General features: G+C 34.4%; 22 protein-coding genes. 16 read left to right on the top strand and 6 right to left on the bottom strand.

The features are described from left to right. Positions 1 to 31: 31 nt before the first annotated feature. Both ACN5J7_RS15965 and ACN5J7_RS15960 read right to left on the bottom strand, forming a co-directional pair. Complete coding sequence (locus ACN5J7_RS15965) at positions 32 to 1,945, bottom strand: SusD/RagB family nutrient-binding outer membrane lipoprotein (RefSeq protein ID WP_418604663.1); 1,914 nt, start codon at positions 1,943 to 1,945, stop codon at positions 32 to 34. A 13-nt stretch (positions 1,946 to 1,958) separates the two neighbouring features. Continuing rightward, a complete protein-coding gene (locus tag ACN5J7_RS15960; RefSeq protein WP_418604662.1) occupies positions 1,959 to 5,078 on the bottom strand; it encodes a SusC/RagA family TonB-linked outer membrane protein in 3,120 nt (1,039 codons plus the stop codon). Between the two features lie 555 nt (positions 5,079 to 5,633). Here ACN5J7_RS15960 and ACN5J7_RS15955 point away from each other — a divergent pair. The 4 genes from ACN5J7_RS15955 to ACN5J7_RS15940 all read left to right on the top strand — a co-directional run bounded on the left by ACN5J7_RS15955 (position 5,634) and on the right by ACN5J7_RS15940 (position 9,815). Beyond that, entirely contained in the window at positions 5,634 to 6,641 is a 1,008-nt protein-coding gene (locus ACN5J7_RS15955; protein WP_418604661.1) for a LacI family DNA-binding transcriptional regulator, read from the top strand. A gap of 386 nt (positions 6,642 to 7,027) precedes the next feature. Continuing rightward, entirely contained in the window at positions 7,028 to 7,180 is a 153-nt protein-coding gene (locus tag ACN5J7_RS15950; RefSeq protein WP_311935320.1) for a hypothetical protein, read from the top strand. A gap of 114 nt (positions 7,181 to 7,294) precedes the next feature. Continuing rightward, positions 7,295 to 9,130, top strand: coding sequence for a tetratricopeptide repeat-containing sensor histidine kinase (locus tag ACN5J7_RS15945; protein ID WP_418604660.1), 1,836 nt, complete (start codon positions 7,295 to 7,297; stop codon positions 9,128 to 9,130). A 10-nt stretch (positions 9,131 to 9,140) separates the two neighbouring features. Further along, the gene (locus ACN5J7_RS15940; RefSeq protein WP_311935316.1) at positions 9,141 to 9,815 is read left to right on the top strand and encodes a response regulator; all 675 of its coding nucleotides are present in this window, start codon (positions 9,141 to 9,143) and stop codon (positions 9,813 to 9,815) included. 275 nt (positions 9,816 to 10,090) lie between these two features. On the opposite strand, the gene ACN5J7_RS15935 is transcribed toward ACN5J7_RS15940, so the two are convergent. Beyond that, on the bottom strand, positions 10,091 to 10,594 hold the full coding sequence (locus ACN5J7_RS15935) for a DUF456 domain-containing protein (RefSeq protein WP_418604659.1): 504 nt from the start codon (positions 10,592 to 10,594) through the stop codon (positions 10,091 to 10,093). A 140-nt stretch (positions 10,595 to 10,734) separates the two neighbouring features. Here ACN5J7_RS15935 and ACN5J7_RS15930 point away from each other — a divergent pair, with 140 nt between their 5' ends. The 4 genes from ACN5J7_RS15930 (at position 10,735) to ACN5J7_RS15915 (ending at position 15,442) form a co-directional block, all read left to right on the top strand. After that, positions 10,735 to 11,100 carry a BlaI/MecI/CopY family transcriptional regulator gene (locus ACN5J7_RS15930; protein WP_311935312.1) on the top strand — a complete coding sequence of 122 codons (366 nt, stop codon included), beginning with the start codon at positions 10,735 to 10,737 and terminating at the stop codon, positions 11,098 to 11,100. Beyond that, the gene (locus ACN5J7_RS15925; protein WP_418604658.1) at positions 11,097 to 13,553 is read left to right on the top strand and encodes an energy transducer TonB; all 2,457 of its coding nucleotides are present in this window, start codon (positions 11,097 to 11,099) and stop codon (positions 13,551 to 13,553) included. Before ACN5J7_RS15930 ends, ACN5J7_RS15925 begins: the two co-directional genes overlap by 4 nt. Positions 13,554 to 13,555: 2 nt before the next feature. Then, the gene (locus ACN5J7_RS15920) at positions 13,556 to 14,698 is read left to right on the top strand and encodes a tetratricopeptide repeat protein (RefSeq protein WP_311935310.1); all 1,143 of its coding nucleotides are present in this window, start codon (positions 13,556 to 13,558) and stop codon (positions 14,696 to 14,698) included. A gap of 267 nt (positions 14,699 to 14,965) precedes the next feature. Further along, entirely contained in the window at positions 14,966 to 15,442 is a 477-nt protein-coding gene (locus tag ACN5J7_RS15915) for a hypothetical protein (RefSeq protein WP_311935309.1), read from the top strand. 193 nt (positions 15,443 to 15,635) lie between these two features. On the opposite strand, the gene ACN5J7_RS15910 is transcribed toward ACN5J7_RS15915, so the two are convergent. From ACN5J7_RS15910 to ACN5J7_RS15900, 3 genes are all read right to left on the bottom strand, one after another. Then, entirely contained in the window at positions 15,636 to 16,502 is an 867-nt protein-coding gene (locus ACN5J7_RS15910) for a hypothetical protein (RefSeq protein WP_311935308.1), read from the bottom strand. 78 nt (positions 16,503 to 16,580) lie between these two features. Continuing rightward, positions 16,581 to 17,705 carry a glycosyltransferase gene (locus ACN5J7_RS15905; RefSeq protein ID WP_418604657.1) on the bottom strand — a complete coding sequence of 375 codons (1,125 nt, stop codon included), beginning with the start codon at positions 17,703 to 17,705 and terminating at the stop codon, positions 16,581 to 16,583. Positions 17,706 to 17,707: 2 nt separating this feature from the next. Further along, positions 17,708 to 18,676 carry a lysylphosphatidylglycerol synthase domain-containing protein gene (locus ACN5J7_RS15900; protein WP_418604656.1) on the bottom strand — a complete coding sequence of 323 codons (969 nt, stop codon included), beginning with the start codon at positions 18,674 to 18,676 and terminating at the stop codon, positions 17,708 to 17,710. Positions 18,677 to 18,716: 40 nt separating this feature from the next. Between ACN5J7_RS15900 and ACN5J7_RS15895 the strand changes: the two genes are divergently transcribed. The 8 genes from ACN5J7_RS15895 (at position 18,717) to ACN5J7_RS15860 (ending at position 24,548) form a co-directional block, all read left to right on the top strand. Next, positions 18,717 to 19,346, top strand: a complete 630-nt coding sequence (locus ACN5J7_RS15895; protein WP_418604655.1) for an outer membrane beta-barrel protein — start codon at positions 18,717 to 18,719, stop codon at positions 19,344 to 19,346. Next, the gene (ruvC, locus tag ACN5J7_RS15890; RefSeq protein ID WP_418604654.1) at positions 19,346 to 19,900 is read left to right on the top strand and encodes a crossover junction endodeoxyribonuclease RuvC; all 555 of its coding nucleotides are present in this window, start codon (positions 19,346 to 19,348) and stop codon (positions 19,898 to 19,900) included. Before ACN5J7_RS15895 ends, ruvC begins: the two co-directional genes overlap by 1 nt. Then, positions 19,900 to 21,045, top strand: coding sequence for a radical SAM family heme chaperone HemW (gene hemW / locus ACN5J7_RS15885; protein WP_418604653.1), 1,146 nt, complete (start codon positions 19,900 to 19,902; stop codon positions 21,043 to 21,045). The genes ruvC and hemW overlap by 1 nt, the downstream gene beginning before the upstream one ends. 12 nt (positions 21,046 to 21,057) lie before the next feature. Then, positions 21,058 to 21,807, top strand: a complete 750-nt coding sequence (locus tag ACN5J7_RS15880) for a cyclase family protein (protein ID WP_311935298.1) — start codon at positions 21,058 to 21,060, stop codon at positions 21,805 to 21,807. Beyond that, entirely contained in the window at positions 21,808 to 22,416 is a 609-nt protein-coding gene (locus ACN5J7_RS15875) for a DUF4230 domain-containing protein (RefSeq protein ID WP_311935296.1), read from the top strand. Positions 22,417 to 22,498: 82 nt separating this feature from the next. Next, positions 22,499 to 22,861: an MmcQ/YjbR family DNA-binding protein gene (locus ACN5J7_RS15870; protein WP_418604652.1), complete on the top strand. Its 363-nt coding sequence runs from the start codon at positions 22,499 to 22,501 to the stop codon at positions 22,859 to 22,861. Positions 22,862 to 23,043: 182 nt separating this feature from the next. Further along, positions 23,044 to 23,844 (top strand): hypothetical protein, encoded by an 801-nt coding sequence (locus ACN5J7_RS15865; RefSeq protein WP_311935293.1) that lies wholly within the window; start codon positions 23,044 to 23,046, stop codon positions 23,842 to 23,844. 125 nt (positions 23,845 to 23,969) lie between these two features. Next, a complete protein-coding gene (locus ACN5J7_RS15860; protein ID WP_418604651.1) occupies positions 23,970 to 24,548 on the top strand; it encodes a PhnA domain-containing protein in 579 nt (192 codons plus the stop codon). Positions 24,549 to 24,669 lie beyond the last annotated feature (121 nt).

Genomic DNA, 24,669 nt, shown 5'->3' with positions numbered 1-24,669 from the left:
TTTTAACAAATTTACTTTTTAATACTGCAATCTAATTTTGTTGAGCCCACCACAATGGTGTATGTACGGTGTCGGGGCCTCCTAGTAATTGTACAGCTTGTGCATGACCAGCAGGTACATTGTTAACAAAAGAAGAAGGGTATTTCATGCGTTGTCCAAAGAAATTTACCTGGTTTGTCATTACGTTTCCAGCATTCAACTGTGGTAAATCCGGAATTGGATTTTCAATCGCAGGGTTTTCAAAGAATGGTAAGCCCAATCTTCTATGGTCATTCCAAATTTCTAGAGGTATCCACGCTTGAGAAGCTATGAATTTTTGCGTAATAATTTTATTTAAAAGGTCGTTTTTAACGGTTCCTCCTTTATAAATAGTATTATTTGGGTACGTATATTCAAAAGTTCCAGCTGCACCTGTATAACCGTCTATGTAATCCATAGTTACGCTAGCAGGAGGCTCTGCGGTATGATCCCAACTTACTGATGTTCCGGCGTTGTTGTAATCTTCAGAAGCAATGTAAGTAGCTACATGTTCCGAAAGGCCATAATACTCAAAACTATGTGCAATTCCAGTTTCGTAAGCTTCTTTACCACTTATTGGTGTTGACCAATTTCTTGCTGCTGCTTCAGCTATTAAGAAGTGTGTTTCCCAAGATGGGAAAAAGACACGCTCAGTGAATCTGCCTTTGCCTCTAAAATCAAGTCCTAAGCGTGGGTAAGTTCCAGAAGATCGTAATTGGTTCTTAGCACCTACATCGCCCCAGTCGCCTGCGGCAAATGCATTATACGTAAAGGCGCAATCTAAAGTTTGTAAAACATCTCCGTTATCATCCAATAAATTTCTTTCAGTTACCGTATGGCCATTACCCCAAGTTGGGAAGTTGCTATACTGCTCATCGTCAAGATTTCCAGGAATTGGATAAGTTTTATAAGCTCTCGGGTCAATAGTGTTTGGTAAACCATCAAACCAGAAACCTTTAGCTGGGTCGTTTGTAAGTTGTGTAAAGTGATCATCGTATTTTAACCCCATATAATTTGCGGGTTTAATATTAATTTGATCGTCAACAGGCAACTGAGCTACAGATGTTACACCACCTAAACCAACCACTGTGTTTCTGTAAGCAGCAGTCATATAATGGCTATTCCATTCTCTCGATTGTACATTGGTAAAACTGCTCCAGCCACCAGTTTCGATAACTCTCATGTCATCAGCAGGTGTGGCAATAATTAGGCCGCTGTTGGCAGCTTCTTCAAAATGTTGTTGTGCTACAGCAGGTGCCACTTCCGATAAACGCATAGCTAAACGCATTCTCATAGAGTTTCCATACTGTTTCCATTTTGTGTAATCGAAGCCAAAAGCTTGATCTAAATCTGCATCTGGTTTAAATGTGTTTGAAGCGTCTATCTTACTAACGGCATCTTTTAATTCCGATAGCATAAAAAGATATACATCTTCTACACTATTATAGTCTGGATTTTCACCTTGAAAACCATTTATGGGAATTGGACCAAAACCATCGGTCATTTCGCTCATAATATAGACTCTCCAAATTCTAGCAATGTGCAATAAATTCTCGGTATATTCCTTAACATTTCCTGTTGCAATTTTTTCTTCTGCAACAGTAATGGCAGTCGTGATGTTTAATAGCCATTTAGATATGTAACCATTAAAGTAATCGTTAGTCCATCCATCGTTTGAACCACCTTCAGAAAGAACGCCTAACCTTGAGGTTCTTGAAGCATCCTTCCAATATAATACAAATACACGTTCTGCAATGTGTGGATCTTGCTGTGCTGCCCCAATAGAACTGTTGATAAAAAATTCAACCTCTACTTGTTCTGCAGTGGCAGCCAAGGGATCTTTATTGATTTCTTCAAAATCACTACAAGAAAAAATCAATAGTGTCGCACAAAATAGTGCCAGTTTTTTACTTAATACTTTTTTCATAATTTTTCTTTTTTTAAAATTTAGCCGCTATATTTAAAAATACAGTTCTTGTTGTTGGTGGTGCTAAGTTCTCAAAGCCATTGGCGTTAGAGTTTGTCGCATTAACTGCTTCAGGATCTACACCATTTAAATGCTCTGTAATCAACCAAACATTGTTGGCCGATACACCAACAGATAACCCTTGAAAAGGTGTTGTGTCTAACCATGCTCTATCGAAAGTATAGGTTAAATTTACATTTCTTAATCTTACGTGTGTAGCATCATACACATTCGCCTCATTAATACCTAAGTTTCCAGAACGACCTGTAATGGCAGCCCAGTAATTTTGAGGAGTAGCTCCAGTTGTGTTTTCGCTTAGGTTGCCAGCTCCATCGTCTACAACGCCATTAAACACAATATCGTTTCTTTCTCCGTTAACTACTGTAACGGCGCCTAAACCAGATCTTTGTAGTGCATGATTTGTCCCAGAGAAAATCTCGCCTCCAATGCTTGCACTAAATAGGAAACTAAAAGAAAAGTTTTTGTAATTAAACATATTTGTAATGCCTAATAAGGCATCAGGCTGTTGAGAACCTAAAATGTGTTTATCTGTTGATGCTAACGGTAATCCGTCGGCGTCTACTAAAATTCTTCCAAAAAATTGGCTAGATTCATCTTCAACTCTTCTGAACTTAGAGCCAACGATAACACCATAATCTCCACCGACATCTGCTCTAATACTAAAGTTGTCAAATCCGCCTAAAGTATATTGTGTTACGTCGTCGGCTAATTCCTCAATGGTATTCTCGTTTGATGAGTAATTAACGTCCATATCCCAAGATAATCCATCTTCATTATCTAAAATTTTGGTTTTTAAGGTTACCTCGATACCTTTATTTTGAATATCACCGGCATTTATCAATTTAGAATTGTATCCACTAAAAGGGTCTAAAGGAAGCCCGATTATCTGATTGGTAGCATTTGTTTTATACCAAGCCACATCTAAACCTACTCTGTTGTTTAAAAAACGAGCTTCTAAACCTATTTCAACAGATTTAATCAACTCATTTACAATATCTGGGTTTCTTAATGTACTATTTGTACCAGCAGTTGTGTTACCAAGTGGGTCGTTACCTATAGAAAATGCGTTATACAATGAAAAAGGACTTAAATCGTTACCTACCTCGGCATACGACCCTCTTAGCTTACCAAAAGTAAACCAACTTGGTAAATCGCCACCGTTTTTAGTTATCATATCAGAAATAACAAATGATGTACTTATAGACGAGTAGAAAAATGACCTGTTAGCCTCACTTAGTGCTGACGACCAATCATTACGCCCCGTTACATCTAAAAATAAGTACCCATCATAGTTTAATTGTAATAGCCCATAAGCTGAATTTATCTTTTTTGTGCTAAACCCTTGTGAAACACTTGCTGGGTTAATCCCATTATTTAAGCTAAATAAATTAGGAACCAATAATTCTCCTGAATTACTGCTTATACGGCTACTCTCTGTAGACATTAAGTTACCCCCTAAAGTAATTGAACCTCCAAATTTTCCAAAAATATTATCTTTAGAAGCCGCTATTAAAGCACTGTAATTTTGCTCAATAAAGGTGTTTTTTCCTAAACCATAGGTAGATGTACTTGATGTTCCAGCAAATACTTTTGATTCCGTATTCGTGGTATACAAATCTGCACCTGCTCTAATTTCTGCACTCAACCAATCATTAACCTGATGTTTTAAAGTTCCGTTTATTATAAAACGATCTCTAGAGTCCCAACTCAAACGCCTTTTGTTTGCCCAATACGGGTTGATTTGATTGGATGTTGGGTCGAACCAAATTTGATTGCCAAACTCATCTACTCCAGCAGAATATTGTTCAATATCGCGCGAACGCGGGAAATTGATAATAGTTTGATACTGGCTTAATGCACCAAAACCAGTTCTTGGTCTATTGTTAGCCGTTGTTCTGTTGTACTGTACTTTTGTATCAGCAGTCCATTTTTTATCATTTCCAAATTTAGAAACACCTCTTGCCGTTAAGTTTAAACGTTCTAAAGTAGCTGAAGGCGAAATACCTTCATCATCCAAATAATTAGCAGAAGCATAGAAAGAACCAGAATCTGTTGAATTTTGTAAAGATAGACTGTGGTTTTGACTAAACCCATTTTTATAATAGTTTCCAATATTATCGTAAGCCTTATCAAAAACAACCGATCCTTGCTCTGGACCAGTTTCAGTTTGTCCTTCAATTTTAGGACCCCAACTGGAAGTAGAATATTCATCGTAAGCACCTACAGAACCTTGTCCGAAACTACTCTGTAAATCCGGAACTGAGAAAATGCTTTGAAACCCAGTAGTTGCTGAGTAAGAAATACCTAGGCCTTTACTAGATTTACCGGTTTTGGTTGTGATTAAAATAACCCCGTTACCAGCTCGCGAACCATATAATGCGGCTGCAGAAGCACCTTTTAAAACAGATAAAGTTGCTATATCCTCTGGGTTTATATCGGCTAAACCATTACCTAAATCGGCAGAAGGACTCCAGAAACCTTCATTGGAAGAACCCGTGAAGTTATCTAAAGGAGTTCCATCAACTACAATTAATGGTTGGTTGTCTCCGGTTAAAGAGCTATATCCTCTTAATACAATTTTAGAGGAGCCTGCAGGACCATTACTTCCCTTAATAACCTGTAAACCTGTTATCTTGCCTGATAGGGAGTTAACCATATTTGGCTCTCGCGATTCAGATATAGATGCCCCTTGGATTTCTTGAACGGAATATCCTAACGATTTACGTTCTCTTTTAATACCCAAAGCCGTTACAACAACTTCTTCTAGTTGACTAGCGTCTTCTGATAAGGAAACGTTAATAACCGATTGGTTGTTAACGGCAATTTCTCGATTGGTATAACCTATATAGGAAATAACCAATATAGCCGATTGGCTTGAAACCGTAATACTGTAGTTTCCATCGAAGTCTGTAGAGACACCGTTTGTAGTGCCTTTTTCAACAACATTTGCTCCACCAAGTGGAATTCCAGTTGCACTATCTGTAATAGTACCTGTTATTGTGTTCTGGCCTTGAATACTTTGCATGCTAAACAAGCAAAACACAAACATTAGTTTTAGTAATTTTTGAATCATAATTTTTTTTGATTTAGTTTTTAATTTTGATTGCTTCAAGATTTTTCTTGAGGGTTTAATTAGTTTAGGTGTTAGTTTTTATCATTTATAAATGGTTTAAGTTAATTTTTAATGTTTTAAACATTATATAATATATAAGTATGCAAAATATTTAATAATAGTCTTGATATAAAAAATAATATATATACAACATGTTTTTAATGACGAACAACAATGAACTGCCGATAGATGGTATTAACAAAAATTTAACTAAGAGAACAAAATAATAGCAATTATGCATTTGTATATCACAAAAACCCCAAGTTTAAATATACTAATATAAATTAAATGTAATAAAAAAAGTTTACTTAATGAGTTAAAATTTTAATTAGTAGATATGTTTTTTGTAAAAATGTTACAGAAAGACCAATTTAATTCTCAAAACCTATTAATTCTTCAATTGTGTTTTTGGTTTAATAAAGATGTTTTTTAAAATTAAAAGAACTTCAAGTGTGTTACATGTTGCATCATGTAATTTTGTAAATTGCATTCTTTTAAAATAAATTTTAAAATGTAATGGTTACTTTAAAGCAATTAGCAAAAGAGTTAAATGTTTCAATATCTACGGTTTCAAAAGCATTAAACAATAGTGAGGAAATTGGCAAGGAAACTATTAAGCGTGTCAAAGAACTTGCGGAGCTATATAATTACAAACCCAATAAAGTTGCATTAAGTTTAAAGCAAAACAGAACCAACACCATTGGTGTTATTATACCGGATATACTCAATCATTTTTTATCAAAAGTATTGTTTGGTATAGAGCGCGAAGCTTCATTGCACGGCTATAATATAATGACGTGTATTTCAAACGAATCCTTAGAAAAAGAAAAGGAAAGCTTGCAATTATTGGCCAACGGAAGTGTAGATGGGTTTATTCTATGCGTATCAGAAGAAACCCAAATTAAAAATGAAATTGAACATTTTAAACAAACCATCAAGCAAGGTTTGCCAATAGTCATGTTTGATAGGGTGGCGCACGATGTACTTTGCGATAAAGTAATAGTAGATGATTTTGATGCCACTTACCGGGCTACAAAAAATTTATTAGATGAAAATAGAAAGCAAATAGCATTTATGAGCAATATTGATGATTTAAGTGTTGGTAAATTAAGAGAACGAGGATACAATAAAGCTATATTGGAAAGTCAAGATTACAAACCGTTGGTCTTAAATATTAAAAAAGAAGATAATGCCCAAGATAAAATAATAGCTTTTATGAAAAAGCATAAAAATATTGATGCCGTAATTTCCGCCGATAGTGCTTCGGGTGTTATTGCTATTAATGTGGCCACAAGCCTTGGGCTTAAAGTGCCAAAAGATATATCGGTAATAGGGTTTTCAAGCCAATCTGTATCTAATCATTCCATACCTCGGCTAACTACCATAAGGCAGCATGCTAAAGAAATTGGAGCCAATGCAGCTAAAATGCTCATAAAAAGATTACAGAATATAACCGGCGAACCATATGATTTTAAAACTAAAATTGTTAAAACAAGTTTGGTTAAAAATGGGTCTACTTTATAAATTTTCGACAGATAATCGTATAATAAAGCTACAATGATTTGCTTTTTGTCGATAAAAAACAACATTTCGTCGATTAATTTCCAATATTAAACAATTTCAGATTACTTTAGCCATCCTCAAAATTAGCAACCCAAATCAACTCCCTCAGCTAATAAAATTTATTAATCCATTTTAAAACTTGTTTGTAAAATTTATTTTACAGTAAGAAAAAAATCTATACGCTTTTGTGCGTTTCGATTTTTAAGTTAATTATCCATTTTTTCTCTCTCAAGATTTTGATTTTTTGAAAATCGGGAATCTTGATAATATTTTAATTATTTGAAAATTAATAGAATAAACTGAATATAATAGAAGAAAATAATTTTAACCTAAAAACCGAATTAATTATGAAAGCTTTAAAAATTACTTTATTACTAGCATTACTTTTAACTGCATTTACATCATGTACCAAACAAGATTTAAACGAAGACGATGTTTTAAATGATGGTGACCAAACAGAAGATACGACTCCGTACACAGGAGGTGGAGTAAATGACTAAAAAAATATTGACTATATATTAAAGGTTCTGTCTTATTTAGATAGAGCCTTTTTTTATTGACAAAAATTAAAAAATTATAAATACATTTGATGAAATAGTTAATCCAGCCTTTAATTGAAAATTTTATTTTTTTACATAAGTATTCTTTTTTGTGTAATAGCTGCTAAGGCGCAACAAACCAAAAGTTTTAAAGTAATAGATTCCGTTCAGAAAAATGGGTTAGCCAATCTTCAGGATTCCTTATTATTCGCGAATGCCCATTATAAAATTGGCGAAGGGTATCGGTATAGAATTTTAGCCGATAGTGCATACTATCATTACCATAAAGCCGAACAAATTTACAGGAAACTTAAAAAGAAATTCAAAATTGCCATAACGCTATATGGTATAGCTGTAATTCAAAAAGACGAAAAAGATTTTACGGGCAGCGAAGTAACCTCTGTTGAAGCTATTGCTTTATTAAATCAATTAGAAAAAACAAATGAAGTAGATAAATATAAATCGTTTTTATTCAATAATTTAGGCTTGGTGTTTGACCAATTAGAATTGTATGACGAATCCATAGCTTATCATAAAAATGCTTTAGCCTTAAAAAGAACACTGAAAGGTAATACAAAAGCAACCATTGATAATTCTAAAAACAATTTAGCATTATCATATAAAAATTCTGGACAATTTCAATTAGCATTGGATTTTTACGGACAGATTTTAAAGAATAAAAACTTGGTTAATGAACGACCGGATTTTTACGCATTGGTACTCGATAATTATGCGCACACTTTATACTTATCAAAAAAAAAGGACGAATTACCAGGATTATATCTAAAAGCATTAAGGATTTGCGATAGCTTGGATAATAGTGCGGCAAGTTATAATTCAATAGTTATAAATCAACATTTAGCAGAATATTACAATGATAAAAATCAAAAAGACTCAGCAAAATACTATGCCTATAGGGCCAAAGATATTTCTGAACAATATCATAATGATGATTTATTGAAATCACTTTTGTTACTTTCAAAAATTGAAGAAGGAAACGCGGCCGCAAAATATTTAAAAGATTATATAGCACTTAGCGATAGTCTGCAAAAAGCAGAACGAACCATAAGAAATAAATTTGCGAGAATTAAGTATGAAACCAATCAAATAGAACAAGAAAACATCAGAATTGCGCGCGAGCGCCTGTGGCTTTTAATTATTTCAATCATATTGATTATAACGTCCTTTTTAATATATTCTGTGGTAACTCAAAGAAACAAAAACAAAGAATTAAAATTTATACAACAGCAACAAGAAACCAACGAAGAGATTTATAACCTCATGCTTTCGCAACAAGATAATATTGAAGAGGCTAGAACATTGGAAAAGAAACGTGTTTCGCAAGAATTACACGATGGTGTTTTAGGCCGTTTGTTTGGAACCCGGTTAAGCTTAGATAGTTTAAACATGGGCACTAGTGCTGAAGCCATTAATACCAGAAGCCAATATATTAGCGAACTTAAAACCATTGAGGAGGATATTAGAAAAGTATCCCACGAATTAAATACCGATTTTGTTGCCGGGTCCGGTTTTATGGATATAATAAAAACCCTAATAGAAACACAAACCAAAGCTTATGGATTTGATTATGAACTAAATAATAATGAAATTGATTGGGAAGAAGCGTCAAACAAAACTAAAATTCACATTTACAGAATCATACAGGAATCACTTCAAAATATTTATAAACACGCTAAGGCAACCCTTGTAAAAATTAGTTTTGAAGTTAAAAATAACGTATTTTGCTTAACCATAAACGACAACGGTACTGGGTTTGATGTCAATAAAGCGAAAAAAGGCATTGGCTTAAAAAACATAAACTCTAGAGTTGTGGAAATTAAAGGTGATTTAACTATAAAATCAGAATTAAATAAAGGCACAACTATAAAAATAAAGGTTAAAACAGATTAATTATAATTAAATGATTGAGCATATTAAAATATTAATGATTGATGACCACCCCATGATTATTGAGGGCTATCAGAACACATTATTATTTACTAAAAAAGACAACCAGGAATTATCGATTGATATAGCAAATAATTGTGACGAGGCTTTGGCTTTTATGAATAAATCGATTGAAAAAAGCGTACCGTATAACGTTTTATTTGTAGATATTAGCTTACCGCCATCATCGGATGGTACTATGCAATCTGGCGAAGATTTAGCAGAATATGCGCGCAAAATTTTACCAAACGCCAAAATTATTGTGTTAACCATGTTTAACGAATCTTTCCGTATTCATAATATTATAAAAACCATAGATCCGGAAGGGTTTTTAATTAAAAGCGATCTAACATCAAGCGAACTGGCCAGTGCCTTTCAAGCTGTACTTAACAATCCGCCATTTTACAGTGGTACCGTAAATAGGCATATAAGAAAAACGATTACAAGCAATATTGTAATTGATGATAAAAACAGAAAGATACTCCATTTACTATCTCAAGGGGTACGGACAAAAAATTTGGCATCTCATTTAGATATATCCATAAGTGCCATAGAAAAGAGAAAAAAACAACTCAGGGAACTGTTTTCGGTGCACGATGGGCAAGACGAAACTTTAATAGAAAACGCCCGAAAAGAAGGGTTTGTGTAGTTTAAATATTACTTAGGGGCCTTTTTTTGATTTTAATCTCATTTTTTATCATTTTTTTTTGACCTCAAAAGCATTGCTATACTTAAACTCTATCATTTAACCGTAAAACTGCTGTGGGTTTTCCGCAGTTCAAAGCCATTTGTTATATATATATTTGTCCTATCAACACTTCAAATTAATTAATCCCTCAATTTTTTTGTTGATAATAGCAATTTACAAAACCCTGTGGAGGTGAGAGACCCACAGGGTTCTTCTTTTTAAATCATTACGTTTTTTTAAAATGAAAATAGGGCACTTTTATACTCCCATAAAATGCCAATAAACAACCCTAAGTATATAACGGCCACTATAAACTTTATAAAAGTTGAAGTTAAAAACCCAATAAACGAACCAAATGCTGCTTTAAAAGCTGTTTTAGAATCGGCATTGTTTAACAGTTCGCCAATTAGTGCGCCAACAAAAGGACCAATAATAATACCACCGGGAATTGGGGCAAACAACCCAACAATTAAGCCCAAGGTGGTACCAATCATCCCCGATCTTGTGCCGCCAAAACGCTTCGTGCCAATGGCAGGTATAATATAATCCAGAACCCAAATAAGTATTGCAATAACAAGGGTTATAATTACAAACGACCTATCCATGGGGATGGCCTCTGTTAAATGAACGATTAACAGCCCAATCCAACTTGTTAAAGGCCCGGGTAAAACCGGAAGGAAACTGCCTATTATACCTAAAACTATAAATAAGGCAGCCACAATAACTAAAATAATATCCATAAATATGTTTAAAATATGCACTAGTATGACGCTAATATAAACAAGTTGTTACATTTTTAAACTAAAACATTAGTTCAAACTAATTTTTTAGTTATATTTGTTTAACTAAAACATTAGTTGAATAATGAAATTTGATAAAAATGAAACAACTCACCAAAGCAGAAGAAGATATTATGCAAATACTTTGGCAACTTAAAAAAGCCAATGTAAAAGCCATAATCGAAGAGTTTCCGGAGCCAAAACCAGCATACAATACCGTATCGACCATTGTAAGGATTTTAGAGAGCAAAGGCTTTGTAGATTACGAAAAACAAGGAAAAGGACATTTGTATTTTCCAATAGTTCCGCAGCACGAATACAGCAATCAATCCATTAATAAGCTGGTCGATAATTATTTTCAGGGATCGTTTAAAAGCATGGTGTCTTTTTTTGTAAAGAAAAACGATATTAGTTTAAACGAATTGGAATCGGTTTTAAAGGAAATCAATAAAAACAACGAAAAATGATACATTATATATTGCAAACCGTAGCGTTTCAGCTCATCTTTTTATTGGCTTACGATGTGTTTTTAAAAAAAGAAACCTTTTTTAAATGGAACAGATTATACCTTTTGGCCACTGCATTGCTATCGTTAGTCCTTCCGTTTATAAAATTGGAAAGCTTTAAAAAGGTTGTGCCGCAAAATTATATCATCACATTGCCCGAAGTGGTTTTGGGGCAATCTGCTGCAAATGCGAATAACACCATGGCTTTAAACGCGGTGGTTTTAGAGCAGAATACCTTCTCAATTTGGGAGTTGGTATTCTACATGGGTTTATCCGTGGCGTTTGGTCTGTTTGTGTTTAAAATCATTAAAATTGCTGCCTTGGTTATTAAAAACCCAAAACAATCTGTGGGCAATATAGTGTTGGTTGAATTGTTGAACAGCACCGCGGCATTTTCGTTTTTCCATTATATTTTTTTAGGAGCGCGCATTAAAACAGAAGATAAAGACGCTATTTTAAAACACGAGCTCATCCACACCCAACAAAAACACACTTTGGATTTATTGTTTTTTGAAGTATTGCGCATTGTATTCTGGTTTAATCCTTTCGTGTATATGTATCAAAGCCGAATGGCAACATTGCATGAGTTTATTGCTGATGCCCATGCGGTAAAACATCAAAATAAAGCACAGTACTATCAGAACCTTTTGGCTGAGGTTTTTGAAACCAAAAATATATCATTCATCAATACCTTTTTTAAACAATCATTAATCAAAAAACGAATCGTTATGTTATCAAAAACAAAATCAAAACAAGTTAATTTATTTAAGTATGCACTTTTAATTCCGCTGGTTTTTGGGATGTTGGTTTATACATCCTGTACGCAACCCCTAAATGCACAAAACAAAAAAAGCAACATTAATATTGAACAAAAAAAGGAGAGTCCTTTAATAAAGAAAATAAAAGCGGTAAAAGAGCAAATAGCAGTTCAAGGTCATGTAAATAAAGAAGAAGAAAAAGGTTTAAGTCTGTTACTGGACATCGCAAAGGAAGAAACTTTTAATGCTAATTTGGTAGAAGAAGTACAAAGTTTTACAAATCAAGAATCAAAAACAGAATTGGTTGAAAAAATCTCGGCAGTGTTTGAGCAAATTCAAGTGCAAGGATATTTAAACGATGCGGAAGTAAAAGAATTAAAAAGTTTACTTGTTTTTACAAGTGATGATGGTTTTAACAATCCATTATTTGCTGATGTTTTAAACGATGTTGAAGTCCCATTTGCAGTCATAGACCAAGTGCCAGTTTATCCCGGATGCGAAAGTTTATCTAGGGAAGATCAAAAAAAATGCATATCCGAAAACATTTCAAAACATGTACAGCGCAACTTTAATACCGGTTTAGCCAACACGTTGGGTTTAACTGGCAGACAGCGCATCAATGTTATTTTTAAAATTGATACTGAGGGCCAAATTAAAGGTATTCGTTCTAGAGCGCCACACCCCGATTTAGAGGCAGAGGCCATTCGGGTTATTAAAACCTTGCCAAAAATGATTCCGGGAAAGCAAAAAGGTAAAGCTGTAACGGTACCATATTCATTGCCCATAATATTTCAAGTGGCAGATAAAACGGCTGACGATAAAACTAAAACTGTTGCTTATCAAGAAAATAAGAAAAAGGATATTTTTGGAGAAGACCTCGAAGAAGATATAGAAGTCCCTTTTGCAGTTCTCGAGAACGTACCCGTTTATCCCGGTTGTGAGGAAGGAAACAATGCCGAAAAGAAAACGTGCATGAGCAAAAAAATCACCGAATTTGTGAATAATAATTTCAACACTAAAAAAGCAAGTGAATACGGATTAAGTGGCAGACAACGCATTAATGTTATTTTTAAAATTGATACAAAAGGCAACATAACGGGCGTGCGCTCCAGAGGATCTCATCCAGCTTTAGAGGCCGAGGCCATACGTGTTATTTCGGCGTTGCCAAAAATGCAACCGGGTATGCAACGTGGTAAAGCTGTAACTGTGCCGTATTCGTTACCCATAATTTTTGAGGTTGAAAATACAGAAAGGCCTGATGAATTTATTGTTAACAATGAATCAAATACATCAAATGAACTGCCCTTTGCTATTGTTGATAAAGCACCAACTTTACCAGAATGCAAAGCTTTAGAAACTGAAAAAGAAAGAAGAAAATGTACAACGAATGGAGTTTCAAAGTTTGTAAATAGAAACTTTAATACTGATTTAGCTAAAAGTTTAGGTTTAAAAGGAAGACAACGCATTAATATTGTTTTTAAAATCACAAAAAAGGGAGATATTGTAATTGAAAAATCTAGAGCGCCGCATCCAGATATAGAAGCTGAAGCCATACGAGTAATTAAATCTATTCCTAAATTAATTCCTGGTAAACATAAAGGCAAAAAGGTAGATGTGTCATATTCTTTACCAATAATTTTCCAAGTAGCCGATTAAATATGATTAGACTAATTTTTATATTTTTATTATTAGTATTTAAAACCGAAGCGCAAACTTCGGTTTTAAACATTGCCGATAGTTTATTTGCCCACGGTAACTATAGTAAAGCCATTGCCCAATATAAAGTGTACGATAACCCGCCTGAGGTTTATCATAAAATAGCAAAAGCATATATCGCCATTGGCAATTACGACGAAGCTTTAATTAACTACGAAAAAGGCGTAGAAACCAACCCGAAAAACACCTTGCTGAAATATGATTTTGGTAAATTTTTATACCGAACCGAAAACTTTAAAAGAGCCGCAGAAATATTCAATAAATTGGTTTATACAGATTATAAAAATCCGAATTTCCATTACGAGTTGGGCTTGAGTTTAGAACAATTAAAAGATTCCACGGCACAAAATAGGTTTTTTAGTGCCTTTCAATTAGACAGCACACACCAAAAAGCCATTTATAAAATTGCTAGGCACCATCTTAAAAAAGGGCATAATAAACTGGCAGATAAATACATAGATATTGGTTTATCGTCTTATAAAAACAACAAGCAATTAATAAGTTTGAAAGCGCAAAATTATTATGTGCGAAATCAATATGAAAATGCCATTGTTTGGTTTGAAAAGCTTTTGGAATTAGGCGAATCCTCAGAATTTATACATGAAAAGCTAAGTTTGAGTTATGCCCAATTATATGAATTTGAAAAAGCAATAATACAACGAGAATTAGCTTTACAATTCAGCCCGAAAGATGCCACGTCCATTTATGTGATAGGGACCTATTACGAAAAAATAGATGATTTTAAAAATGCAGAAAAGTATATTTCGAAGGCGTTATCCATATTAGACAAACCACTGGATGCCGAATATGCTAAATTAGCAACGGTTTTAAATCGGCAAAAAAAATACAAAGAAGGCATTGAAGCTTTAAAAAAAGCCGTTAAGGAAAACCCCGCCAACGAGTTTTCTAGTTTTCATTTGGCCATAACGCTGGAAGCTTATTACGCCGATTACGATGCCAAGATTAAAGGGTATGAGGATTTTAAGAAAAAATTCCCAAATAGTAAATTGAAAGCTTATGCAGATGAACGGATTTCAAGCCTTAAAAAGGAAAAGTTTCTTAAAGTAGAAAAGAAAGCAGATTAAAATATTAAGCCACGAATTTCATTGATTAGACCTAACAGGTTTTAAAAACCTGTTAGGTCTAGATGATTTCAGGTTTTTAATTTTGCTGACCAATGTTTCTTTTAAGAAGGCAAGATTTTCGGCTAAAAATAGGGTGTTGATTTTAATGCGTTTTTCCTAATTAAAATGTACTAAAACTTTAGTGTTGTTTTAATTTGGCATAATATCAATACTAAACTAGATATTAAAATCTAAAAAAATTGTACTTTTCGGTTTCAGTTTTAATCCATGAGACAAATTTGTGTTTTTCTGTTTATTTTAACGCTTACATCTTGCGAGTATTTTAAGGTAAAAAAAACATCTTCTGAGGCTATTTTAAAAGAAGAATTGCAAACTTTTAATTGGAACGATGTTGATGCCTATCCAAGTTTTTCGGTTTGTGATTCCTTAACGCTTAAAGAAGAAAGGAAAGCCTGTTTTCAAGAGGTTTTAACAACTCATATTTCTGAATTTTTACAGGATGAAATTATTATTGTAACCAAAGATATTAGTGACACGATCGTGATTAATTTTCGAGTGTCTGAAACGGGGGATTTAAAATTAATGGATGCCAAAATAGATTCGTTGACTATGGCCGAAATCCCGAATATTAAACGTTTACTTACCAAAAGTCTGGATTCGCTTCCTAAAATTTTTCCGGCCTCAAAACGCGGGCAGCAAGTGACTACGGAATTTAAACTGCCCATAATTATTAAGGTGAATTAGCAGATTTAATGCAATTTGGATTCGGGTAATGCCAATGGTGGATAGTGCGTTAGGGATTGCAGTGGAAAGCCCACAGCGAGGCACGAGCGAGGACTTGCAACGGAAAGCCCAACCCGACGGTCGCTGAGGTACTCGAAGCGCAGGGGAACGCCCAAAAACTTACAACCAAACGACCGTTTTTATAATAATTATACTATAAATTAAACTTGTAGCCAACAGCAAAATCGACCGGAAAATGCTTGTTATTATCTGTAAATATGGCAAATAATTCGTTGTAGGCCAGTGTAATAAAACCGGTGTTGCCAATTTTAATATCGGCTCCCAAACCGAACGCAAATGGAGTTTTAAAGGTTGAATTTTTTACAACTTCATGGGGCAAACCGATTAATTCGATGGTGTTTTTTGAGACATTATAAGTGCCCAAAAGGGCGTTTCCGTAGATATTAAACGCTGGTTTGTTAATAAAACGGTACCGATAACCCAAAGCGAGTTGCGTGCTTGTGTATTTAAAATCCGTGTTGTCCAAAGCGTGCTCGACACTAAAAAAACCAGCATGCCTTGAGGTTTTAAGTGACGATATTATTTCGAGTTCGGCACCAAAAAATGGCACTGTGGTATTGTTGGGGTTGCTTACAAAAGGATGGTTTGTAATGCCGCCAAATAAGCCCAAACGCGATTTTAGGGTTGGTTTTTCGTCGAGATACGCCGAATCTCCAACGGCTGTGTTGTACTGTTTGATAAACTGCGTTAAATCGGTTAATGTGAATTTTAAATCGTTTACCGAAATTGAGGTGTTTTCGGTTAGGTTTTTAAGCTGTGTTTTGTATTCTTCGTTAAAGTTGTTGTTTGAATTTTTGGTGTTAAGTAGTTCGGAAATGTTGCCATCGCCGGTTTTTACAAAGTACCTAAATTGTTTGTCGACGGTGTTCCAAAGTAAATCCAAATGGCCTTCAACGGCGGTTTTAAGCTCATAATTTTTTCCGTTAATGGTGTATTGTTGTTGTGCGGATAGTGACAAATATGAGGTGGTTAACACAAGTAAAAAAAGTATCTTTTTCATAGGTTTATAAGATGTGGGTTATACTTTAACTGCGCTAAGCACAGGTATGTAAAATTACTAAAAATAAATCAATCGTATTTATTTTTTAAAATCCCGACCTTTCCATTTGTAACCTTTAAATAGCGAAACAAATGCGATATAAACGCTAAAGAACGGATAGAGCAAAAATCCGAAAACATAAGTGCTTAAAACCTGTTTTTGATTAAAGAATGTAGCCGATTTAAAAATCAATAAATAATCGATGCTAAATTTGATTATTAAAAGATAAATAAAGATTTTAATGCCGAATACGTATAGTAAAACCCATGGTAAGAGTGACATAATTAAAGCATTCATGAGGAACACCATTACCCCTGTTAACTTGCCAAATAGATTGTTGTAAGCACTGGTTTTTGCTGCCCACCGGATGCGTTGTGCTTTTAAAGCCTTCCAATTTGGCTGTGCATTTGTGGTAACAATGGCTTGTTCGCATTTTAAATAATTAAGGTTTTTAGGGTGTTTTTTTACAGCCTTTTCCAAGAGGAAAATATCATCGCCACTGGCTATATTTTTGTTACCGTCAAATCCGTTTAATTCAATAAACAATGCTTTTTGATAGGCAAAATTGGCGCCATTGCACAAAAAGGGTTTTTTAATGCCAAATCCGCCAATGGTGGCACCTTGTAAACTTAACATATCGAGTAATTGAAACCGATTTAAAAAGCCGCTTTTAGCATGGAAAGTTACGGGGGCAACAATACATTTACTTGTTGTGGTTTGAATGCATTCATCAAAACTATCCAGCCAATATTTGGGCAAAATGCAATCGGCATCGGTCGTGATAATCCAGTCGTTTCTAGCTTGACTTATAGCTGTGGTTATCGCATCTTTTTTTGGGGAATTTGATACTCTTTTGTTTGAAATTACTTTGATGTCATTTCGAACATTAGTGAGAAATCTCATAATTATATCAACGGACTCATCATCCGATTCGTCATCAACAAAAATAATTTCATATAAATGATTCGGGTATGCCAAAGCATCGATTGAAGCTAATAAATGTGGTAAATTTTCAGCTTCATTTCTAAAAGGAATTATTACGGAAAAAGTGGTTTTCGCTTTAATGTCCTTCAGCTTAAAAACAGGGACTTTATCAAATCCAATAACAAAACTTCCTATTAAAACTAAGTATAAAAGTGTTATAATAATACTGATTAAAACCATAATTAATCTTCGGTTTTTGGTAGATTAAAATTGAGCACATAATAGCTTCCAAATACACTTGGCAATACAAAATTTAACAGCCACATGATGGTAATTATGCTTAAAATAGTGAGTTCGTTTACGTTAATAAAAGCAAACAAATATAGGGCGACGCTTCCTTTTATAACCACATCAAAAATAAAAATAGACGGAACGACGGATGCCAATACATACATAGAAGTAATTATTGCCATGGCATTAAAATATGAAATTTCAACCCCAAAAAGCTGTAATAAAAAGTAAAACTGAAACGAAAAAATAAGGTAGCGCAATAACGAAAGTAAAAACCCAAGCACGATTTTTTCTTTGGGAAATTTTAAAATGAATTGTTTCACCTTTTCCAACGAAAACCCTTTGATGGTGAACTTGCTTTGTTTTACGCCAAAACCTATTAAAAACACGAGTATTAAACCAATGATCAAGACACTTGCTAATTTGTGATAATCTACATTTACCTCATAATTAGTTGCAAGAAAATATAAACCTATCACACCAAAAATAATGGTTACAGCCATTTGCAATACGTTGCTTAACAGGTTAATGAGAACGATTCGTTTTCTGAAATTTGGGGTATAATAAATGGCTTTTGCACCGTATTCTCCAATTCTATTTGGTGTAAATAACGAGGCTGTTAAGGCGCCTAAACTTTGCTCGAAAGCGTGTTTAAAAGTGGTTTTTCTAACAAAAGAGACTAAAGTTTTCCATTTTAAAATTTCGAAAAACCAATTAAAACCACTTAAAAAAAGCAATAAAATGATGTTTTTTGATGTTAAAATGTTCTTTTTTGATAGAAAATCAACAAAATTGGAAAATTGCAAACCCTCGTTGTTTGCCAATTTATTATAGATAAAATAAAATGCGCCAACTACAACACTTAATTTAATCAGCACAAAAAAGAATTGCTTAGTTTTGTATGGCAGCGTTTTATTCATAATTATAAAAGGGTACAGCAAATTAAACCAATATTATTTTATGCCTCTAAAATTTAAACCGATATTATTTTCAATACTCTTTACTTGTTTTAGTTTTTTTACGTTTTCACAAAGTGATACAAGTACGATTAAAGCGCAGTTTGCATTGGGTGTCAATAGTCCGTCGGCTAGCGGCTTTGTTGCAAATTTTGAGGCTAAATCTGTGGATTTTCCCAGTATTAATTTGGGTGTTCAATATATGTTTAAGCCAAAATGGGGCGCGAAATTGGATTTTGGTTACAACCGCTTTTCAAATATGGACAACACAGCGGAATTTAAAATTAACTATACACGGATTAATGCACAATTGGTTTACAATGCAACGAGTGTGTTTAGCTTTTTGCCAGAGCGCATGGGCACCTTTTTACATGCTGGTCCAGGTTTTACAGGCATTAAACCATTGGGGAATTATACCGAAAACGACACCTCATTTTTAAATACAATGGCAGGCATTGAGTTTCATTATGGTGTTTCGGATAAGCTTTCGGTGTATTTTGATGCCTCTTATATATTGGGATTTGGAAAAGATTTTAATCCTGTTTCAAGTGGATTTGGATCGTTTAACGGAAACCTATTAACCTTGACTATTGGCGCATCTATTTCGCTTAGTGGTTGTCAATATTGTGATTAATGAGCAAAGAAAAAATTATTTTAGGCATTGACCCGGGAACGACTATTATGGGTTTCGGACTTATAAAAGTGGTTGGAAAGAATATGGAGTTTATGCAGCTAAATGAATTGGATTTGAAAAAATATAGCGATCATTATTTAAAGCTGAAACTTATTTTTGAGCGCACCATAGAACTTATCGACACCCACAATCCAGACGAAATAGCCATTGAAGCCCCGTTTTATGGTAAAAACGTGCAAAGCATGCTCAAGTTGGGTCGCGCACAAGGTGTTGCCATGGCTGCCGGTTTAAGTCGCGAAATTCCGATTACCGAGTACCTTCCGAAAAAAATAAAAATGGCCATTACCGGTAATGGAAATGCGAGTAAGGAACAGGTTGCCAAAATGCTTCAAAACTTATTGGGATTAAAAACCTTGCCTAAAAATCTCGATGCTACCGATGGTTTAGCGGCAGCCGTTTGTCATTTTTACAACTCAGGAACAATTACGGTTGGTAAAAGTTATTCGGGGTGGAGTGCTTTTGTTAAACAGAATGAATCTCGTGTAAAAAAATAATGGCAGGAATATACATCCACATCCCATTTTGCAAGCAAGCTTGTTTTTATTGCGATTTTCATTTTTCAACATCTTTAAAAAAGAAAGACGAATTGATTCAATCTTTGGTAAAAGAATTGGAATTACGAAAAGACGAGCTTAAATACCAATCTATCGAAACCATTTATTTTGGCGGCGGCACACCTTCTTTATTGTCTGTTGAAGAATTACAATGGTTGATTGATGCGGTTTATAAAAACTATCAAGCCGTTGAAAATCCGGAAATCACCTTAGAAGCCAATCCAGACGATTTATCCAATAATCTTATAATCCAACTATCTAAAAGTCCAATAAATCGCCTAAGTATCGGTATTCAATCGTTTTTTGAAGACGATTTAAAAAGCATGAATCGTGCGCATAACGCCAAGGAAGCCAAAGCATGTTTAGAAGAAGCAACGCGGCATTTCGATAATATCACCATCGATTTAATTTACGGCATCCCCAATATGGGTTTAGAAAAATGGAACGAAAATTTAGAAATCGCTTTTGGTTTTGGGATTAAACACATTTCAAGTTATGCCTTAACCGTCGAGCCAAAAACCGCTTTGGACGCCTTTATAAAAAAAGGAACCTATCCGCCAATAGACGAGCGTTTGGCTTTACATCATTTTAATCATTTAGTAGAAAAAACAAACGCACAAGGTTTTGTGCATTACGAGATTTCCAATTTTGGTAAACCCAACTATTTTTCAAAGCACAATACCAGTTATTGGCAAGGGAAACCGTATATAGGTATTGGTCCTTCGGCGCATTCGTTTAGTATAACACAGCGTAGTTGGAATGTGTCAAATAATTCAAAATACATTCAATCCATTCAAAACAATGAGCTACCAAATACTGTTGAAACGCTTTCTGTAAAAGACCAGTATAATGAATATATTATGACGGGTTTGCGCACCATTTGGGGCGTTTCTTTAAGTAAAATTGAATCCGATTTTGGCAAAGAGTATTTAACTCATTTAAAAAAGACTTCAGAAAAATATATAGAAAAAGGTTTGCTTGTTATTTCGAACCCTAGTGAGGAATCTCAGTCTTCAATTTTAAAAACCACCCAAAAAGGAAAATTTTTAGTTGATGGGATGGCCTCGGAATTGTTTATGATTTGATTATATTTGAATATGATCGCAACAATACAATACAAATCAAAAAAACTTCAAATAGATTTAACACAGCCCATAGATATTTCAATGCCGTTACGAGCTTCGAAAGACAATGTGAATGCTTGGTATGTGGACCCTCCAAAAATTGAACCGGCAACGGATGGCGAATGGATTGCCGCTGTAAAAGAAGGGGCTTGCATCAATTTCAATAATATCAATTTTAATCCGCATGCCCACGGAACCCATACCGAATGTGTTGGGCATATTACTGAAGAAATGCATTCTATAAACCAGAATTTAAAGCAGTTTTTCTTTTTTGCAGAAGTGCTTACTGTTGCTCCCGAAAAGCTGAAGGGCGATTTTGTAATTTCGAAAAAGCAATTGCAATTTGCTATCGGTAATAAAAAACGCGATGCTATTGTGTTAAGAACGATACCTAATACAAACGAGAAATTATCGGCGCAATATTCGCACACCAACCCACCTTATTTATTGGAGGATGCCGCTATTTATTTACGTGAAAAAGGCATAAAACATTTACTGATAGATTTGCCAAGTGTAGATAAAGAAAAGGACGATTGCCAATTATTGGCGCACAATGCCTTTTGGAATACTAAAGGTAAACTAAGATTAAACGCAACCATTACCGAGTTGATTTTTGTGCCAAACCATGTTGCCGACGGGACTTATTTTTTAAACCTTCAAATTGCACCTTTCGAGAATGATGCCACACCAAGCAAACCTGTTTTGTATAAAATTATTGAGTAAATGGAAGTATTTTTAGGAATCATTGTTGGAATTTTGGTCAGTTTAGGCGTTGTAACTTATTTAAAATCGCTTAAGAAAAAGCAATTGGTAAATGCCCAATCGGTACTGCTTTTAGATAAAATAAAAACCGTTTGTAAGTTTATAACCGTTGAAGGCGATTTTGCCGAGATATATCATTATGAAGATGTAAAACAACGGTTTTTAAAACTCATTTCCAGCAAAAAGAAAGCATTGGTGGTTATAAATGCCAAGGCTTATGTGGGCTACGATTTGAATAAAATTCAGCTTAAACCCGATAAGGATAAAAAGAAAATTATACTAGAACATTTTCCGCAACCCGAAGTGTTGTCCATCGAAACCAATTTGAACTATTACGATAAATCGGATGGCTTGTTCAATAAGTTTGAAGCAGCAGATTTAACAGGATTGCAAACCGAATCTAAACAACACATTAAAGATAAGATTCCAGAAAGTGGTTTAATTGAAATCGCGCAAAAGGAAGCCTTGGACACTATATTGCTTATTGAAACCATTGTTGAAACCATTGGTTGGACATTGGATTATTCGGCTTTAAAAATTGAAGAAAGTAAAATAAAGAAACTGAAATAACATTGAGGTTTGTCATTCCGGAGTTTATGCTGAGCGTAGTCGAAATAAAGGCAGAAATTCACTATTTATATATTTTAGTTTTATGAACATCGAACAACTCCGCAACTATTGTTTAAGCAAAAAAGGAACCTCTGAAGGATTTCCTTTTGACGATAACGTTTTGGTGTTTAAAGTACTCGGTAAAATGTTTGTGCTCACAGGATTGGATAGCTGGGAAAAAGGTGAAGCCGCTATCAATTTAAAGGCAGACCCCGATTACTCAGAAGAATTGCGTGCCGAATTCAGCAGCATCCGACCAGGGTATCACATGAGCAAAAAACATTGGAATACGGTATATATTGATGAAGGTGAACTGGAAACCAAACTCGTTTTAAAGCTCATCGATCATTCTTATGAAATGGTTGTAAAAACCCTGCCTAAAAAATTAAGAGACAACTTAGTTTAGCGTAAAAGTTAATTATTTAACAAAAAAATAGATTTTTGTTGTATATTTGATACTCTCTCTAAACCCACACTTATTTAATTATTAGCGAATTATAGGTTATTCCAAATCTTGTTTATTGCTCCATAATCTTGATATAGTATTTTATTATTAATCATTTATATTAATTAAATTTTTTAAAGATTATGAAAACAACCAACCAATTTCTCACAGCAATAGTACTAGCACTATTGTTAATTAGTCCAACAACAATTTTAGCCCAAGATGATGCTCCTAAAGGGCCGGAATACATTTCAGTAACAAAAATGTATTGGAATAAAAACTATGAAGGCACTCCAGAAGAATGGAGAGCCAACGAAAAGGAATACATGGATAAAGTCACCAAAAAAAATGAATATGTAATTGGTGCAGGGTATTATACGCATCTATTTACAGAAAACAGTAATGAGGTTCTTTATGTACAATCTTACCCAAATTGGGAGGCTTTAGATAAAGCTTCAGCTAGGAATAGTGAACTAGAAAAAGAAGCATGGCCAGACGAAGAAGCTAGAAAAGCCTTTTTAAAGAAATTAAACGGGGCATACTCCATTTTTCATTCAGATGAAATTTACGCAACCATGGATGGTGCTAAGCATATGGAAAAAGCGCCCGAAAAAGATATGGTATTGTATTTGCGACAAAGCAAAATGACCTATACTCAAGATGGTACTTTTAAAGAATTTCAAGCATTACGTAAAAAACTACTTGATGGCGTAATTTATAAAAATGAATTTATTAAAGCGTATTACCCGTCAATACATGCTTGGGGAGCAGATAGAAGAGACATGAACGAAGCCATAATTTTAGAGTCTTTGGGCGATTTACATAAATTGTTCGATAGAAATGTAGAGTTGATGAAAGAAGTTTTTACCGAAGAAGAATCAAAAGCATTTGGTAAATATTTTAAAAGCCATGGCGATTACCTTTATACGATAATAAAGCTTTAAGAAAAGTTAACAGATTCACCATAAAAAGGATGCCATTTGGCATCCTTTTTTTTTGTTAAAAATCCAAACTTGTGGAACCTTTTATTAAAGCGTATTTTTGCAAAACCAAAAACCATAATTAATCCATGAGTTTATTAGATACACTTAAAGAAAGAAGCAATATTGCCTGCGAATTATGTGCAGCTACCGAACATTTAGAGATTTACGAAGTACCACCCGTATCAACCGCGGGAGTCGACGGCAGTTTATTGGCTTGCAATACCTGCGTTTCTCAAATAAACAATCCTGAAACGACCGATGCAAACCATTGGCGCTGTTTAAACGATAGCATGTGGAGCGAGCATCAAGCCGTAAAAGTGGTAGCATGGAGAATGTTGAGCAGACTAAAAAAAGAAGGTTGGCCACAGGATTTGTTGGATATGATGTATTTGGAAGACGATGTTTTAGAATTTGCAAAAGCGACTGGTGAAGGTGTTGAAGAAGGCGATAAAATAATTCACCGTGATGTAAACGGCGTTATTTTAGAAGCTGGAGACTCGGTGGTTTTAATAAAAGATTTAAAGGTGAAAGGCTCAAGTATGGTGGCCAAACAAGGCACTGCCGTAAGAAACATTCGTTTGGATCGGGACAACGATAAGTATATCGAGGGTAAAGTGGGCGCGCAACAAATCGTTATTATTACCGACTATGTAAAGAAGGTTTAATCGAAAAGAATTCCTCGAGGCTCTGCCTCTAGGATAGTTTGTTTTAAGAATTTTTTTATCCGCTTTTATCCTTTTTTCTAAACCAACCAAATCCCAAAGGGACCAATAAAAAAACAAAAAG

Origin of the sequence: Hwangdonia sp., from assembly GCF_048381975.1 — a bacterium.
In the GTDB taxonomy this organism is placed as follows: Bacteria; Bacteroidota; Bacteroidia; order Flavobacteriales; family Flavobacteriaceae; genus Hwangdonia; species Hwangdonia seohaensis.
Note: the sequence above shows the minus strand (reverse complement) of the source record. Positions and strands in the feature narration are given on the sequence as shown.